The following is a 14,571-nucleotide window of genomic DNA, read 5'->3' on the forward strand; positions in this document are numbered from 1 at the left end:
CCCCTCTAAAATAGCTTCTGTTTGCCCTGCAGAATGCCAGGCAGGCTAATTTTCACATTGGTTTCGCCTTCGAGCACATCCGGGTCGTGGCTGGCAGTCCATTTGCCATTGGCCAAAGGAATCTGTGCCCGTTTTTCTTCCAGCTCTGCTTCCTCAATCCACTGCAAGGTGTTTGTCGGGCAAACCGAAGCACACATCGGCGGGATTCCCTCTTTCGTACGGTCGTAGCATAGATCGCATTTGTACATGAGATTCTGCTCTTCATCAAATTTAGGAATCCCATAGGGGCAAGCAATCGTGCAATTTTGACAACCGATGCATTTCTCTACCAAGGCTGACAATACGGCCCCATTATCTGCGATTTGAATCGCCTGAGCAGGACAGCTGCGGGCGCAAGCAGGATTGACACAATGGAAGCACATCAGCGGAATCGTTTGTCTGCTAATAAACGGGTCCACATCCAGTACGTAGTTTCGGTTTCGGTTGTCATGACCTCCACACTGTGTACACGCCGCCAAGCAGCTTCGACAACCGATGCAATTATCCATTTCGATGTATAAGACTTGTTTACCCATGGCGAACTCCTCCATGTTTGTGCTTGATGATTTTCGCGGCGCACGCTTTAAACTCAGGCATTTTGCTGTAAGGGTCCAATGCCGGGTTGGTCAACAGATTGATAGACTGCTCTTTTCCCCAGTGGTATGGAACAAACACCGTATCCTCTCGAATCGCCTCGATAACTTTCACACGGTACTGCGCCTCGCCTCTTCTCGTTTTCAGAGTGACCAGCTCATCGTGTTCAATACCGTAACGTGTCGCTGTTTTTGGGTGAACCTCTAGCAGAGGATCAGGATACATGTCCTTCAAAAACGGGATTCGTCTTGTCTGGTTCCCGGACAAATAATGGAACACAACTCGTCCCGTCGTTAACCGCAAAGGATATTCTTCATCCGGCTCCTCCGCTGGCGGGCGGTAAGGCAGCGCACATATTTTGGCTTTTCCATCCGGGTGATAAAATTTTTTATCCAGGAATAAATGCGGCTGCCCCTCGTCGCCTTCCTCGCGGCACGGCCAGAAGACACCATTGTTTTGATCAATTTTTTCGTAGGTGACCCCATAATAATCAGCTATTCCGCCTTTGGAGACCTGACGTATTTCATTGAAAATATCCTGGGGAGACTTCAAGTGAGTAAAGAATTGTCCGCGCCCCATTCTATTGGCGATTTCTATCTGAATCCACCAGTCAGGCTTGGATTCGGCAAACCATTCCTGTGCCTGACGGTGACGAATGATGCGTCCTTCGAGATTGGTTGTCGTTCCATCGTCCTCTGCCCAAGTCGTAACGGGAAGAACGACATCGGCGTATTCAGCCGATTCGGACAAGTAAAAGTCGCAGCAAACCATAAAATCCAGACTTTTCAGGGACTCCCGGACATGGTTTAGATTTGGCGCACTTACAACCGGATTGGAGCAGAGTAAGTATAAGCTGCGAATGGTTTTATCCTTCATGAGCTGGAACATCTCGTAGGCAGAGACGCCTTTCTGCGGCATCTCTTCCACGGGAATGCCCCAGGCACACGCTATTTCACGTACATGTTCAGGATTGTCGAGCTTGCGGTAGCCAGGCAATTGATCGGCTTTTTGCCCGTGTTCCCGCCCCCCCTGACCGTTTCCTTGACCAGTAAGGGTTGCCACACCTGATTTTGGTCGGCCAATCTTGCCTGTGACGAGCGACATGTTGGTATAGGCCGATACGTTGTCTGTCCCTTTCGACTGCTGTTCCACACCACGGCAGAACATCACAATCGCATTGGGTGCCCTACCGAAAATGTCGGCAGCCCGCACAATCTTCTCCACCGAAACCCCTGTTATTTCGCTGACATACTCCGGTGTGAAGGTAGCAACCACTTCTTTTGTTTCTTCAAAACCATTCGTATGATTTCGAATAAAGTCTTCATCGATATGCCCGTTCTTGATCAGGAGATGGACGATTCCGTTTGCCAGCGCCAAATCTGTACCGGGCCGCAGATCCAGATGGATATCAGCGCGACGTGCCAAAGGTGTTTCCCTTGGATCGGCTACGATCAGATAGCCGCCCCGATTTTGCACTTCCCAAATACGAAACATGCTGGTTGGGTGACACTCAGCCGCGTTTGATCCGGCCAAGAACAAGCAGTCTGTTTGGTGAATGTCCGTCCAGGGAATGGTAGAACCTCGGTCAATCCCCAAGCTTCGATTCAATCCTGCCGCAGCCGAGGACATGCAGAAGCGGCCATTGTAGTCGATATAGCGGGTTTGCAAGGCGACCCGCGCAAACTTACCCGTGAGGTAGCATTTTTCGTTCGTCATGGAAACGCCAGAGTAAACAGACAAGGTATCTTTGCCATAGTTGTGCTGCAACTCCTTGAACTTGGAAACGATCAAGTCAAGTGCTTCCTCCCAAGACGCTTCCCGAAAACCTTCCGCCGTTCCTTTTAATGAAGCATCTGTTCGAATCAACGGCCGCTGTATCCGATCCGGATGATTCACTTGCTGATAAGCCGTTACCCCTTTTGGGCACATCTTCCCCAGATTGACAGGGAAATCGTACCGTGGCTCCACTCCGATAATCTTGTTCGTCGTTGTATCTACACGCAGGTTCATCCCGCATTGCATACCGCAGTAGCTGCAGTGTGTGCTGACCAATTTCTCATTGGGATGTACCTTGTTTTCAATTACTTTTAAAAATTTATCCTTTGGCATGTTGATTTGCCTCCCTGGCATTGATCTCGTGCGTAGGAACTCCTGTGAAGCGGAACATCCGGTATTTTCTGCGGCACGGCAAGCAAAGTTCAGCCAAGTGGAAACCTTCTTCCATTTGAAAAGCCATTTCGTTTTTACCCAGCACGTTGATTACATCTGCCGACTGTTCCGCAGAAACAAACTCTTTGCTGCACACTTTGCACTTTTTCATTTCCTGCTCGCCATAGTGCTCGCGATAATTGCGAGCGAACACACTCATGGGACGGAACGGTATGTGAGCCAGTTTTCCGAATGGCAGATAAATCAATGTCACAATCACTGCAAATTGATGAGTGACGGATATGACCGGGTGCCCAAAGCCCCCTAAGAACATGTTGCTTGCAGTTAGCATCAAGCCTGTCACGCTGATAAACAGCAGCAGATATAATGGCAAAAAGTCGTAGACAAAGGATTGTTCAGCCCGTGCCTGCATATTCTTAAATCTGCGATACAATGCCATGACTGCTCCACCGATGACCATAAAAGCCGTAATGTTCAACGCGTTGTAAAAGAGAAAGGCAACCCAGCCATCCGCTTGTACGGTAAGAACATCCACACCCATGAACACGACCTGATAGTAGCCATTGTCTGTCATCGTGAAATACATCCAGCCAAACACTAACGGAAAGGTGACAAACGCGGCCAAGATGCATCCCCATCCCAGCAAAATGTGCTGTGTCCAGCGATACCATCCCCGATTCCAAATAAAGCGATAGATGGCCAGATGATCCACGGCTGTATTCGCCGTGCTTTTACGAAAGAGAAGACGCAGCCCCTTTTTCAAAATGACATTCGTTGGCGGGCGGTCTGCCCACGCAGAAAATCGATAAAGGAAACCTCCGATAAAGACAAGAGTCCCCACCATATACCCGTAAAGCGCCAAATCAATATGCGTGAAAAAACGTGTTCCCACGTAACTTAGGACGAACAAGCAAGCAATGATGATAAAAGCACGCTTCGCCACTTTGGAAGCAAATAGATAGTTCATACAACACCCTCCCTGCTGCTGCTCATTTTTTCCTTTCGCTCGAGACCATTGTAGCAACGGCTCGTAACCCGGGTTGTGATTTACCTCACACCCTTGCCACAATCAGGACGATTTTCCTACCCCCAACCTTCGATTTCGGATGATATAATGAGTTACCTTTGTATCCTTGTTGTAGGGGGGACCCACATGACCGGAAATGGCACAACGTTTGTGGAGCAGATTTCTTCCGATTTTGTGAATAGCCTTGAAACGTTTTCTGTTCGGAAAAAATTCGTCCCCGGAGCCGTTCTGTTTTTGGATGGTGAAAGAGCCGATCAGCTATTCTTAATTTCGTCTGGCCAAATCAAGCTCACAAAAAACACGAACGATGGAAAAGAATTAACACTGCAAGTATTTGGTGCAGGAGAGCTCGTCGGCGTCTCCGGTCTCTTCGAACAGGAATTGACGTACACCTCCACAGGCACCATGTTGATGGAGGGTGAGATATGGATCATCCCGCGACAAGAGTTGGAAAAAATGCTCATCAAAAACGGTCAATTTTGTGTAGACTTCCTGCGTTGGATGGGATTGATGAACAGGCGGATGCAGTCCAAATTTCGCGATTTGTTACTCAATGGCAAAATCGGCGCCTTGTATTCAACGCTCATCCGCATGAGTAACACGTACGGCAAGCCACACCCCGACGGAATCCTCATCGACCTTTCCCTTACCAATCGTGACTTGGCACAATTCATTGGTCTGACACGAGAAAGTGTCAACCGAATGCTTTCCGATCTAAAAAAACAGGATTCCATCGATTTGCTTCCGCACGGGCATATCTTGATTAAAGACCTTGCCTATTTAAAAGAGGCGATTTATTGTGATGACTGCCCTCCAGATATTTGCCAAATGTGAGCAAAGTCTTCATACCTCCTGTATAAAAAAAGTCCTGGACTTGTCCGTCCAAGACTTTTTTTCATGAGTGATTCAAGCTTCTTTATCCATGTCTTTGCTCTGCGAGCTCGCTGAACATGCCAGCATAGTACTCGACGTCTCCTGCATCGTCCAGTATCGCACTGATCGTTAGCCATTGGAGATACTGATCTCCATTCTTCCGGCGATTCCAGATCTCTCCTTGCCAATAGCCATTCTTCTTGATCGAATCCCACATCTTTTGATAGAAATCGGCATTCTGCCTGCCAGATTTTAAAATATTGGGAGACTTGCCAATCACTTCATTCATTTCATAACCGGTCACTTTCGTAAAAGCATGGTTCGCACTTTTAATGACTCCACGTGTATCGGTAATCAGTATCGCCTCTCCCGTCTTTTCCATAATGGTTGCGGCGAGCTGCAGCTTCTCTTGATAAAACATCCACATTACCAAGACCAAGCTTACCAGCGCAAACTGAGATAACGCCATGAAACCAATCGCGTAATGCCCGGTCAGATTAAACAGCATCGTTAAGATCAACGGCGGGAAAAATCCTCCTAATCCCCCCATGGCAGATACGATTCCGTTCACAATCCCCGCTTGTCGTGAGAAATACATCGGCACTAATTTAAACACGGCACCGTTACCAATTCCGGCACATAGCGCTACCAACAAGCATCCTACCGTATACATCAAGATCGATGGCGAAAACGATAAGACAATACCAGACAAGGCGAGCCCGGCAAACACAATCATCAATGCCTTGAAGGGGTTCCACTTATCACCTAGCCAACCTCCCACTGGTCTCGCAAGTGTCGCCAAAAGAATGAACCCTGCCGTTCTCATACCTGCATCTACTTTATCCAGTTGGAAATGGCTCACTAAAAAATTCGGGAGATACACGGTGAAAGCGACGAAGCAACCAAACGTAATAAAGTAGAACAAGCTGATTAACCATAGCTTTTCGTTTTTGTAGACACTCTTTATCTGCTGACCGAGAGGAGTCACTACCTTAGGTTCGTTTTTATCCCCCATCAAGAAGGTTAGAACGGCGAATCCCACAAGCAATAACATGAACATCTGTACAGTAGTTGCCCATCCAAACGATTTAGCCAGAACTGGCGCTGAAAAAGTGGTGATCGCTGTACCAATATTCCCCATACCGTAGATTCCGTTTACAGAACCATGCTTTTCTTTCGGATAGTATTTAGGTAGAGACGTAACACCAACAGAAAACACCGCTCCGCCTATCCCTATAAATAACCCGCCGATTAACAAATCTGTATAAGTGGTCGCCTGACTAATATAAAAAACAGGAGCCAGCAGCAAGAGAAAGCTTATGCTAAATAATATCCTCGCCCCAAATCGGTTACTCCAATATCCAACAGGGATTCTCAGCAACGATCCTAAAAGAACAGGAATCGCTGTCACCCACGCCACTTCGCTTGCACTCATGGGTACGGTTTCTTTGATAAAAGGCATAAGCGATGACAGAATGACCCATACCATGAAACCGACCGTAAGACTTAACGTCTGTAATGGCAACTGCCATTTTCGTACCATAAACAACACCCCTCACTTGGGAAATCTTCTTCATCCACTATGATAAGAGGCAAAGTTTGGTTTCGTTGTGATTTTAATCACAGCTCCTTCCAGGCAATCCGCTTATAATCAAAGCGAAATCTTGAATCGAAGGAGTGAATTATACATGTTTTGTTATCAATGTGAACAGACTCCATCAGGTGGTTGTAAGGTCATCGGCGTTTGCGGAAAGAATGAAGATCTTGCGAGTATTCAGGATACAATTATTTTTGCTTTAAAAGGAATTGCAGCTTATGCCACACATGCTCGACAACTGGGATATATCGATCCTGAAGTGGATGGGATTACACAGGAAGCACTTTATTTTACATTGACGAATGTGAATTTTAACTTGGATGAACATTTGCAAATGGCTATGAAAGTAGGGAAAGCCGCGATAAAAGTCATGGAGCTTTTGGATCGGGCCCATACAGATCATTTCGGAGTGCCACAGCCAATCACCGTCTCGCAAAATAAAATAGAAGGAAAATGCATCGTTGTTACGGGACACAATCTGTTTGCTCTCGAAGAGCTGTTAAAACAGACAGAGGGCAAAGGAATCAATGTGTATACGCATTCCGAAATGCTGCCTGCACATGGCTATCCCGCACTGAAGAAATATCCTCATTTGAAAGGGAACATCGGGAAAGCATGGTACGATCAACGCCAGTTGTTTGAGAAATTTCCAGGCGCCATCCTGGCTACAACAAACTGTGTGATGCCTATTCGAGGCAGCTACGCAGATCGTTTCTTTTCGTATGATATAACCGGTTTGGAAAATGTGACGAAAATTGTAGAAAACGATTTTGCACCGCTCATTGAAAAAGCATTGTCTCTTCCTGAGGTTTCCATCGAATCGGAACTGACATTGACGACCGGGTATCATCACAAAACGGTCCTCGGTATTGCCCCTGAAATTATTCAGGCAGTCAAGGAAGGAAAGATCAAACGCTTCTTCGTCATCGCTGGTTGTGACGCTCCTGGCAAGGGAGGCGAGTATTACCGTGAATTGGCTACGTCCTTACCGCCAGAAACAGTCATTCTTACGACCTCCTGCGGAAAATTCCGTTTTAACGATGTAGATTTCGGCACCGTGCCAGGTACCGACATCCCACGATATATCGATTTGGGACAGTGCAATAACTCGGTTTCTACCATTACGATTGCGGCTGCATTAGCCGATGCCTTCGAGTGTGAAGTGAACGAGTTGCCGGTAAGTATCGTTCTTTCCTGGTTTGAACAAAAAGCGGTTGCCATTCTGCTTGGTCTGTTTAGCCTGGGGATACAGGATATACGGATCGGTCCAAAATTGCCTGAGTTCATTCAACCGGGTGTTCTGCAAGTATTGCAAGACTTGTTCCATATTCAGTTGATTGGCGATGCCCAAGAAGATATGAAGCAAATGCTCGGAATCACGCAATAAGCTATCACCTGTGGCCACAAATCACAAAAGGAGGCACCTTCTTCTAACAGGAAGGTGCCTCACTCTTATGGAATTTAAAAAAAGGCCCTATCCATCGGTAGATAAGACCCTCCTATTTCCTTACAGCGGCAAATTCGTAACAGCCGTCCATGTTCCCACTTCTCCTGCCCGCACAGATGGGGGCTTCATTCGAACCGTTCCTCGTAATACATAATGTCGCAACCCAAGTGTTGGCTCGTCTTTGTAAGCAAAGGTGCCAACAAAATTGGCATAAGGTGATTCAATCGTGATTTGCCTGGACCTCTCATCCCAACTTCCTTGTATGGGAATCGGAGTACCACGGAAATTAACGGTTCCACTGACCCTGCCATTTACGACATTGGAAATCATCAATGTGCCCAACGTAGTGGGTCTTCCACCGAAGCTCGCTTGAATTTCCCATGTTGAGGGGTACGGCAAACTGACCCGAGTCGTCTGTCCAATTGCCACGGTCGACCTCTCCTTTCGATTGACTTAAGCGCGAAGTCAAAATAGTACGTTACAGTATACGTAGCCATGATGAATCTTCCCGTAGGCGGAAGCACAACTTTATTTTTGACGAAAAAAGAGACGGTTCCCCGCCTCTTCTCTATTACTTCCATTCTGTTTCCGTTTTGTGTTCAATTATGGGTATGATTTTTTGTTCACTGCTTTTTATCATTTGTTTCAGTAATTCATCGCTGATCGTTACTTTATTTTTTCCGTCTTGAAGTTGTCCTTCAGCCATTGTTCTTCCAATCACATCGATCACTTGTTGTCTCGAGACATTTTTAGATGCTGCAATCTCAACAACAGTTTTCCCTTTGGCTAGTTCTTCTTTTAACTCTGTCGCGCTCATTTTTAGTAAAGCAAGCAGTTTTTCATCGTTTAAAATGGAATCAGCGCTATAATCAGGCTTACCATTCAAAGAGAAAAAGCCCTCTACTTTATTGTTTGATGGTTCAAAATCTACTCGAGCAAGACTAATTGTATTCCCCTGAACAAATACTTGGTAACCCTCTCCCTCTAATCCCTTCTTGGTGTAATTCAAAATAAATGTTTTTTCATCTGGATTCTCCATTTGCTCCATGGCAACCTCGTAATCTTTGATGTTGCCGTACAATTTATCAATAAGCTGATCTACCTTCCCCTTGATTTCCTGATCGGGTAAAGTAATGAGCGGTTTCTCCTTAGGCTCCCAATTCTCTTGCGTCAGGTCTTGAATCTCATCCGTAATACCGTTTGTATGGAGGGTAATCTTTTTGCCAGTTCCCCCTTTTTCCTGAAGGACGATGCTTAGTTGGACCTTTTTGGTTGAATCATTGGGGTCTCCAAGGTAGCTTGCTTTCATAATCTCAAACGATTTCGTTTCGGGAATGGCCAGATACAGCTTCTCAAGTGTCGCTTTTCCAGCCTCATCCAGCTTGACTTGTTCAGAAGTCATTGGTGCTCGAGTAAGCATGTCAATTACAACAGGGGCCGCAAATGCTGCGGTTGGAATCAAAATCGCAGCAGCAACAATTCCACCAATCAAGCGTTTTTTCATCGTTATTTCACTCCTTTTTCGTTGCAAATAGTGAGAATAGGATTGTTCGATTCGTTTGGAAATGGCCGGCGGGCACTCCATCGTTTCTGCCTCTTCGTGCAGATGTTCACGGATTTTGCGTTCAATAGTCATTGATCTTTTCCATCCTTTCCAGGGGGAGATTCCCTAAGTATTTTCGAAGCGCCTGGAGGCCAGCATGATATCTGGACTTGACTGTACCTAGCGGAATATCGAGCAAAGTCGCAATTTCCTCAAGAGTATAGTCGTGATAAAAGCGAAAGATAATCACTGCCCGCTGTTTGTCGGTCAGCTTTCGTATGGACTGGGATATCATTTGGTTTGTGGCATCCATCAACGCGGTATGTTCATCCCAATAAGACTCTTCGTGGGAGAAGGCACGGATGCGTTCAAATATGCGGAATCTCCTCCAGCTCTTGACCCGAAATCTCTGTACTTGACGGATTACCAGGCCATGCAGCCAGAACTGGAAAGGGCGGTTCGTATCGTAATTTGGAAGTGAGGTCCACATTTGCATATAAATTTCATTCATGACATCTTCCCGATCCTGCTTGTGATCCACCAGAAAGGAGACGGTCCGGTACACGTCCTGAAAAGTGGCATCATACATCGTATGAAACGCCTGTTGATCACCCTCTTTCATTTGTATAAGTAATTGGTACATCTCTTCATTTTTCATTCAGAGGGCCCTCCTGAGTAAGCAGCTTACACCCTATATTGTCTCTCGATCGGAAAAAGGTTCGGTTTTCTTACTATTTTTTTTGCAAAAGGCAACGACCTGTATGGCGAAGCACGAAAAAGAGGCGGTAGTTTCCGCCTCTTAATCATTTAATCCCTTTCCCTCGAGAATTTGCTGCATACATTTTTCAACCCTTGCCTCGCGCGTTTTGGCTTGTTTGGGTGCTGAAAAATAGAGAAGGTAGGCTCTTTGCCGTCCCGGAGTCAATGCTTCAAAAGCAGTTTTCAAGGCAGGCATTTCATCCAATTTATTTTGAAATTCTTCAGGAATGCTGTATTCTTCATGCTTTTTAAAGTTCACTTCCAAACCGGCTTTTTCAACTTCAACGGCTTCTTGAATATAGGCCTTCAAAATAGATTCCATTTCCATGATTTCTTCCACATTGGTGAACCGGATCTGGCGGGCAGCCTGTACATTCTCCGTTTGTTGAATGAGAATCCCGTGTGGATCTTTTAACAAGGCACCTTTTTGAAACAGTAGTGCACAATATTCTTTAAATCCATGTATTAAAACGATGTTTTTTTTCTCAAACGTGTAACAGGGATGCATCCACTTAAAATCTTCGGTCAGCTCACAGTCAAGCACAATACTTCTCAACTTCTCGTATTCTGCCCTCCACTTTTTTGCCTTGCTTAAAAATTCATCAACCTTCGGATTCGTTTTACTTGTTGTCATCAGGAACACCCCTCATCTAGTTGGTGTCATGTCAATTTTTAGTTTTGACATTATGGTATTTGAATTATTCGATCATCAAGTATACAAGTTCCTTCTGATTAGGTTGAGTAATTTTATTGCGGGAGAGGGAAAACTAACGAGAAATGGCAGATAGGGGAATACACATGATCTCAGAATTCAAGCGATTTTTACTCGGTAGACCTATGAAATCAAGTGAACTTGCTGCAGAAAAGTTAAATAAAGTAAAAGCTTTGGCGGTTCTTTCATCTGATGCTCTATCTTCTGTCGCTTACGGAACAGAACAGATTCTCCTCGTGTTAATTACTCTGGGTGCAGTAGCAATGTGGTACTCAATTCCCATTTCCATTGCGGTTGTTGGTCTGTTAACCATCCTCATTATGTCTTACCGCCAAACCATCTTTGCTTATACAACTGGTGGTGGAGCATACATTGTCGCAAAGGACAATTTAGGAACCACTACGGGACTGGTTGCTGGTGGCTCGTTGCTCGTGGACTACATTCTAACGGTTGCTGTTAGTACTTCTGCTTCTACAGACGCTATTACTTCGGCATTCCCAGTCCTACATGAACATCGCGTTCTTATTGCTCTGTTCATGATTGCTATCGTAACGGTATTAAATTTACGTGGAATCACAGAATCGGCAACGATTTTAATGTATCCGGTTTATTTGTTTGTTGTCGCAATTCTCGTCTTAATTATTAGCGGCGGATATCAATGGATGGTGGGAAATGTTCAAGCTCATCCCCCAGAATATGGGGCGGTTGTTCCAGGAATAACTTTATTCCTTCTATTGAGAGCATTTAGTTCAGGGTGTTCGGCATTAACAGGGGTAGAAGCCGTATCCAATGCCATTCCCAACTTTCGGGACCCCGCACCGAAAAATGCTGCATTAACGCTTATCATGATGGGACTTATCCTCGGAGTTATGTTCATGGGCATTAGCCTTTTGGCTTATTTGTATGGTATTTCACCGACTCCAAAGGAAACAGTAGTATCTCAAATTGCTTCTACAGTTTTTGGACGAGGAATTATGTATTACGCGATTCAGGCTGTTACAGCGCTTATTTTATTCCTGGCGGCTAATACCGCTTTTGCAGCCTTTCCTTTACTCGCCTTTATGTTAGCCAAGGACAGATTCATGCCAAATATGTTCATGGTTCGAGGAGATCGTCTTGGGTTTTCAAACGGGATTATTTTCTTGGCCATTCTTTCAGCACTATTAGTGATTGCGTTTAAAGGAGAAACGGAAAACTTAATCCCTTTATATGCGCTTGGTGTTTTTATCCCGTTTACCTTGTCACAAGCAGGAATGATGAAACGCTGGATTTCCAAAAAGCCCCGTGGATGGTTCACACCTTTTGTTATTAATACGTTAGGAATGCTAACGACCCTTACGATTTGCCTGATCTTTTTCATTACAAAACTCTCGCAGGTATGGCCGATTTTTGTGTTCCTTCCTATCGTCATTTTCATTTTTAGGAAGATAAATCAGCATTATAGAGATTTGGCAAATGAGCTACGACTTGATATGGAAACAGACAAACCCGAACCCAAAGGGAGTGTCATCGTTATTCCTGTGGCGGGGATTTCGCAGGTGGTGAAAAACACCATTAGTTATGCGCAATCCTTGTCAGACGACATTGTCGCAGTCTACATCGGGTTCAATGATGAAGACATGAAAAAAATGGAGGAAAAATGGGAGATCTGGAATCCCGGAGTACGTTTGATTGTCTTGCGTTCCCATTATCGCAGTATTATAAGACCTTTGTCTAAGTTTATAGACACGGTTGAGTGGAAAAAAGCAGAAACGGATCATGTTACCGTCATGATACCGCAGTTTATTACCAAGCGCTGGTGGCATAACTTACTTCATAACCAAACGAGTTTATTAATCCGGGCATATTTATTCGCCCGCCAAGATGTAAAAATTGCTACGGTTCCATACCGATTAAAGAAATGAAGCAGGATCCAGTAAGCCATAAACAACGAAGAAAACCCGTCCCTTTGTAAGGAGACGGGTTCCATCATTTTTTACCTTGATCATCACGACTGTTATTTAGATCCAGTATGAGCCTAAAATTAGATTGAATGACTACCCAATCATACACTTTTTTTACGCGAATGATTTCTGGCTGAATACTATTCGAGACTCCAGAAGTGACGGTAACCACAAAGCTGCAAGAGGCCGTATTTCCTGACTGATCCCTTGCTGTACAGGTGAGCATCGTCATCCCTACAGGAAAGTCCATGGTAAAAGTGGCAACTGCAATTGGGGCAGGAGGGGAAAAAGGCCGTGTCATCCCATGGCAAGTAATTGAGGTTACCCCACAAGTATCAGTGGCAGTGACTTCATAGGTAACAGTAGCGGAGGTTTGCCCAGGTAAAACAGGGACTGTGATATCCTCAGGGCAAGTGATGGTTGGAGGTTCGTCAATCACCGTGATGGTAAAGGAACATGCTTCCGTATTCCCAAATATATCTTGTGCCGTACAGGTGACAACAGTATCTCCCACTGGAAAAAGCGAGCCAGAAGGCGGAGAACAGGTAACAGTGACTCCGGGGCAGGTCGCAACAGGTGTTGGATAGTTTACAATAGGGCAAGGTACTACCATGTCAGGTGGGCAGGTTGGTGGCTGCACGCAGCCATTGAGCAAAACAGAAACATTGCTCGAATCCTCGTTTGCAGTAGCGATGTCAATTCTTCCGTCTCCGTTAAAATCAGCTACTGTAATGCTGAGCGGACCTGCTCCTGTAGGGAACTGAAAGGGAGTCGAGAACCCTCCTGACCCGTTGTTTATGAGAATAGAAACGTTATCAGAACCTGCATTTGGGGTAGCCAAATCAATGACTCCATCACAATTAAAGTCAGCTGCTGTTATATCAAAAGGAAACGCATCAGTACCCAAGGAAAAGGGACTTCCTGCTGCTTCTGTAAAAGAACCTAATCCATTGTTTAGAAAAACGGTTACATTACTCGTTGCGTTATTTGCGACAGCAATATCAATAAACCCATCACCATTTAAGTCAGCAGATACAAGGCTACTGGGGGATGAGCCGCCGGGAAGTACAGAGAAACTCACTCCAGGAGTTTGAAACGTACCGTTTCCATTCCCTCTAAAAACTGTTACATCATTGGTGTCTCGATTGGCAGTGGCCAGATCAAGGTTGCCATCTCCATTAAAGTCAGCCGCTACAATATCAGTTGGGGCCAATCCTGGGTTTGTGTCAAAAGGACTCCCTGGAGCCATACTAAATACACCTGATCCATCATTCAACAAGACAGTAATAAAACTAGTTCCTGCAAGTTGGCCCCTATTTGCTATAGCCAAGTCCAAACCGTTCACACCATCAAAGTCACCTACAGCAATCGCAAAAGATTCGGAAACAGCAGGAAATACACCGGTACTATAGGCTACAGGTGCAGCAAAAGTGCCGTCCCCCATATTTAAAAGGATAAAAACCCGGTTATTGGAGGATTGATCTGTAACAGCCAAATCGATAGAACCATCTCCATTTAAATCAGCTGCTACAATTTGACCTAGTAAAGACCCGGGAAACAAAGTACTGAAGGGGATCGTTTGTGACACGGAAAATACGCCGGACCCATTGTTCAGAAGAATAGAAACATCATTGGACCCACTGTCCACTACGGCCAAATCGATGCGACCGTCTTTGTTAAAATCGGCAGAAGTAATGCTGGAAGGAGATGTTCCTCCCGTATTATATTCGACTGCGGGCTGAAAAAACGGGCAGGCCAAATTGGATTCACCCTTTCTTACAGGAATACAGGCAGTCATTCCTGATCGAAATGCTTCACTCAAAACATAAATACAGGTTAAAAAATGCATGTGATGTATACATTGCAAA

General features: G+C 45.3%; 12 protein-coding genes. 3 read left to right on the forward strand and 9 right to left on the reverse strand.

The window, feature by feature from the left end:
- Positions 1–5: 5 nt before the first annotated feature.
- From HP567_RS26300 to HP567_RS26310, 3 genes are read right to left on the reverse strand one after another with little or no spacing between them, the layout of a single operon-like run.
- Positions 6–575, reverse strand: a complete 570-nt coding sequence (locus HP567_RS26300; protein WP_088909171.1) for a 4Fe-4S dicluster domain-containing protein — start codon at positions 573–575, stop codon at positions 6–8.
- Positions 568–2,742, reverse strand: coding sequence for a molybdopterin oxidoreductase family protein (locus HP567_RS26305; protein WP_173610096.1), 2,175 nt, complete (start codon positions 2,740–2,742; stop codon positions 568–570). Before HP567_RS26305 ends, HP567_RS26300 begins: the two co-directional genes overlap by 8 nt.
- Positions 2,729–3,769: a hypothetical protein gene (locus HP567_RS26310; RefSeq protein WP_173610095.1), complete on the reverse strand. Its 1,041-nt coding sequence runs from the start codon at positions 3,767–3,769 to the stop codon at positions 2,729–2,731. Before HP567_RS26310 ends, HP567_RS26305 begins: the two co-directional genes overlap by 14 nt.
- Before the next feature lie 186 nt (positions 3,770–3,955).
- Here HP567_RS26310 and HP567_RS26315 point away from each other — a divergent pair, with 186 nt between their 5' ends.
- Positions 3,956–4,663, forward strand: coding sequence for a Crp/Fnr family transcriptional regulator (locus HP567_RS26315; protein WP_173610094.1), 708 nt, complete (start codon positions 3,956–3,958; stop codon positions 4,661–4,663).
- An 82-nt stretch (positions 4,664–4,745) separates the two neighbouring features.
- Here HP567_RS26315 and HP567_RS26320 read toward each other — a convergent pair whose 3' ends face one another.
- On the reverse strand, positions 4,746–6,245 hold the full coding sequence (locus HP567_RS26320; RefSeq protein WP_173610093.1) for a nitrate/nitrite transporter: 1,500 nt from the start codon (positions 6,243–6,245) through the stop codon (positions 4,746–4,748).
- A 145-nt stretch (positions 6,246–6,390) separates the two neighbouring features.
- Between HP567_RS26320 and hcp the strand changes: the two genes are divergently transcribed.
- Complete coding sequence (gene hcp / locus HP567_RS26325) at positions 6,391–7,686, forward strand: hydroxylamine reductase (RefSeq protein WP_173610092.1); 1,296 nt, start codon at positions 6,391–6,393, stop codon at positions 7,684–7,686.
- A 120-nt stretch (positions 7,687–7,806) separates the two neighbouring features.
- Here the strand turns inward: hcp and HP567_RS26330 are convergent, their stop codons facing one another.
- The 4 genes from HP567_RS26330 to HP567_RS26345 all read right to left on the reverse strand — a co-directional run bounded on the left by HP567_RS26330 (position 7,807) and on the right by HP567_RS26345 (position 10,682).
- Positions 7,807–8,175 (reverse strand): hypothetical protein, encoded by a 369-nt coding sequence (locus HP567_RS26330; RefSeq protein ID WP_173610091.1) that lies wholly within the window; start codon positions 8,173–8,175, stop codon positions 7,807–7,809.
- 142 nt (positions 8,176–8,317) lie between these two features.
- Positions 8,318–9,382 (reverse strand): hypothetical protein, encoded by a 1,065-nt coding sequence (locus HP567_RS26335; protein ID WP_173610090.1) that lies wholly within the window; start codon positions 9,380–9,382, stop codon positions 8,318–8,320.
- Complete coding sequence (locus HP567_RS26340) at positions 9,372–9,947, reverse strand: sigma-70 family RNA polymerase sigma factor (RefSeq protein ID WP_173610089.1); 576 nt, start codon at positions 9,945–9,947, stop codon at positions 9,372–9,374. Before HP567_RS26340 ends, HP567_RS26335 begins: the two co-directional genes overlap by 11 nt.
- A 141-nt stretch (positions 9,948–10,088) precedes the next feature.
- Positions 10,089–10,682 (reverse strand): YdeI/OmpD-associated family protein, encoded by a 594-nt coding sequence (locus tag HP567_RS26345; protein ID WP_173610088.1) that lies wholly within the window; start codon positions 10,680–10,682, stop codon positions 10,089–10,091.
- A 164-nt stretch (positions 10,683–10,846) separates the two neighbouring features.
- Between HP567_RS26345 and HP567_RS26350 the strand changes: the two genes are divergently transcribed.
- Positions 10,847–12,664 (forward strand): APC family permease, encoded by a 1,818-nt coding sequence (locus HP567_RS26350; protein WP_173610087.1) that lies wholly within the window; start codon positions 10,847–10,849, stop codon positions 12,662–12,664.
- A gap of 64 nt (positions 12,665–12,728) precedes the next feature.
- Here HP567_RS26350 and HP567_RS26355 read toward each other — a convergent pair whose 3' ends face one another.
- Positions 12,729–14,552, reverse strand: coding sequence for an FG-GAP-like repeat-containing protein (locus tag HP567_RS26355; protein WP_229088151.1), 1,824 nt, complete (start codon positions 14,550–14,552; stop codon positions 12,729–12,731).
- Between the last annotated feature and the right edge of the window lie 19 nt (positions 14,553–14,571).

The organism is Brevibacillus sp. M2.1A, from assembly GCF_013284355.2.
Taxonomy (GTDB): Bacteria; Bacillota; Bacilli; order Brevibacillales; family Brevibacillaceae; genus Brevibacillus.

Excerpts from the sequence above, each read along its gene's own strand:
- HP567_RS26305 (WP_173610096.1), bottom strand. The coding sequence starts at position 2,742 with ATGCCAAAGGATAAATTTTTAAAAGTAATTGAAAACAAGGTACATCCC.
- HP567_RS26335 (WP_173610090.1), bottom strand. The coding sequence starts at position 9,382 with ATGACTATTGAACGCAAAATCCGTGAACATCTGCACGAAGAGGCAGAA.
- HP567_RS26355 (WP_229088151.1), bottom strand. The coding sequence starts at position 14,552 with ATGCATTTTTTAACCTGTATTTATGTTTTGAGTGAAGCATTTCGATCA.
- HP567_RS26340 (WP_173610089.1), bottom strand. The coding sequence starts at position 9,947 with ATGAAAAATGAAGAGATGTACCAATTACTTATACAAATGAAAGAGGGT.
- HP567_RS26350 (WP_173610087.1), top strand. The coding sequence starts at position 10,847 with ATGATCTCAGAATTCAAGCGATTTTTACTCGGTAGACCTATGAAATCA.
- HP567_RS26315 (WP_173610094.1), top strand. The coding sequence starts at position 3,956 with ATGACCGGAAATGGCACAACGTTTGTGGAGCAGATTTCTTCCGATTTT.
- HP567_RS26300 (WP_088909171.1), bottom strand. The coding sequence starts at position 575 with ATGGGTAAACAAGTCTTATACATCGAAATGGATAATTGCATCGGTTGT.
- HP567_RS26345 (WP_173610088.1), bottom strand. The coding sequence starts at position 10,682 with ATGACAACAAGTAAAACGAATCCGAAGGTTGATGAATTTTTAAGCAAG.
- hcp (WP_173610092.1), top strand. The coding sequence starts at position 6,391 with ATGTTTTGTTATCAATGTGAACAGACTCCATCAGGTGGTTGTAAGGTC.
- HP567_RS26310 (WP_173610095.1), bottom strand. The coding sequence starts at position 3,769 with ATGAACTATCTATTTGCTTCCAAAGTGGCGAAGCGTGCTTTTATCATC.
- HP567_RS26320 (WP_173610093.1), bottom strand. The coding sequence starts at position 6,245 with ATGGTACGAAAATGGCAGTTGCCATTACAGACGTTAAGTCTTACGGTC.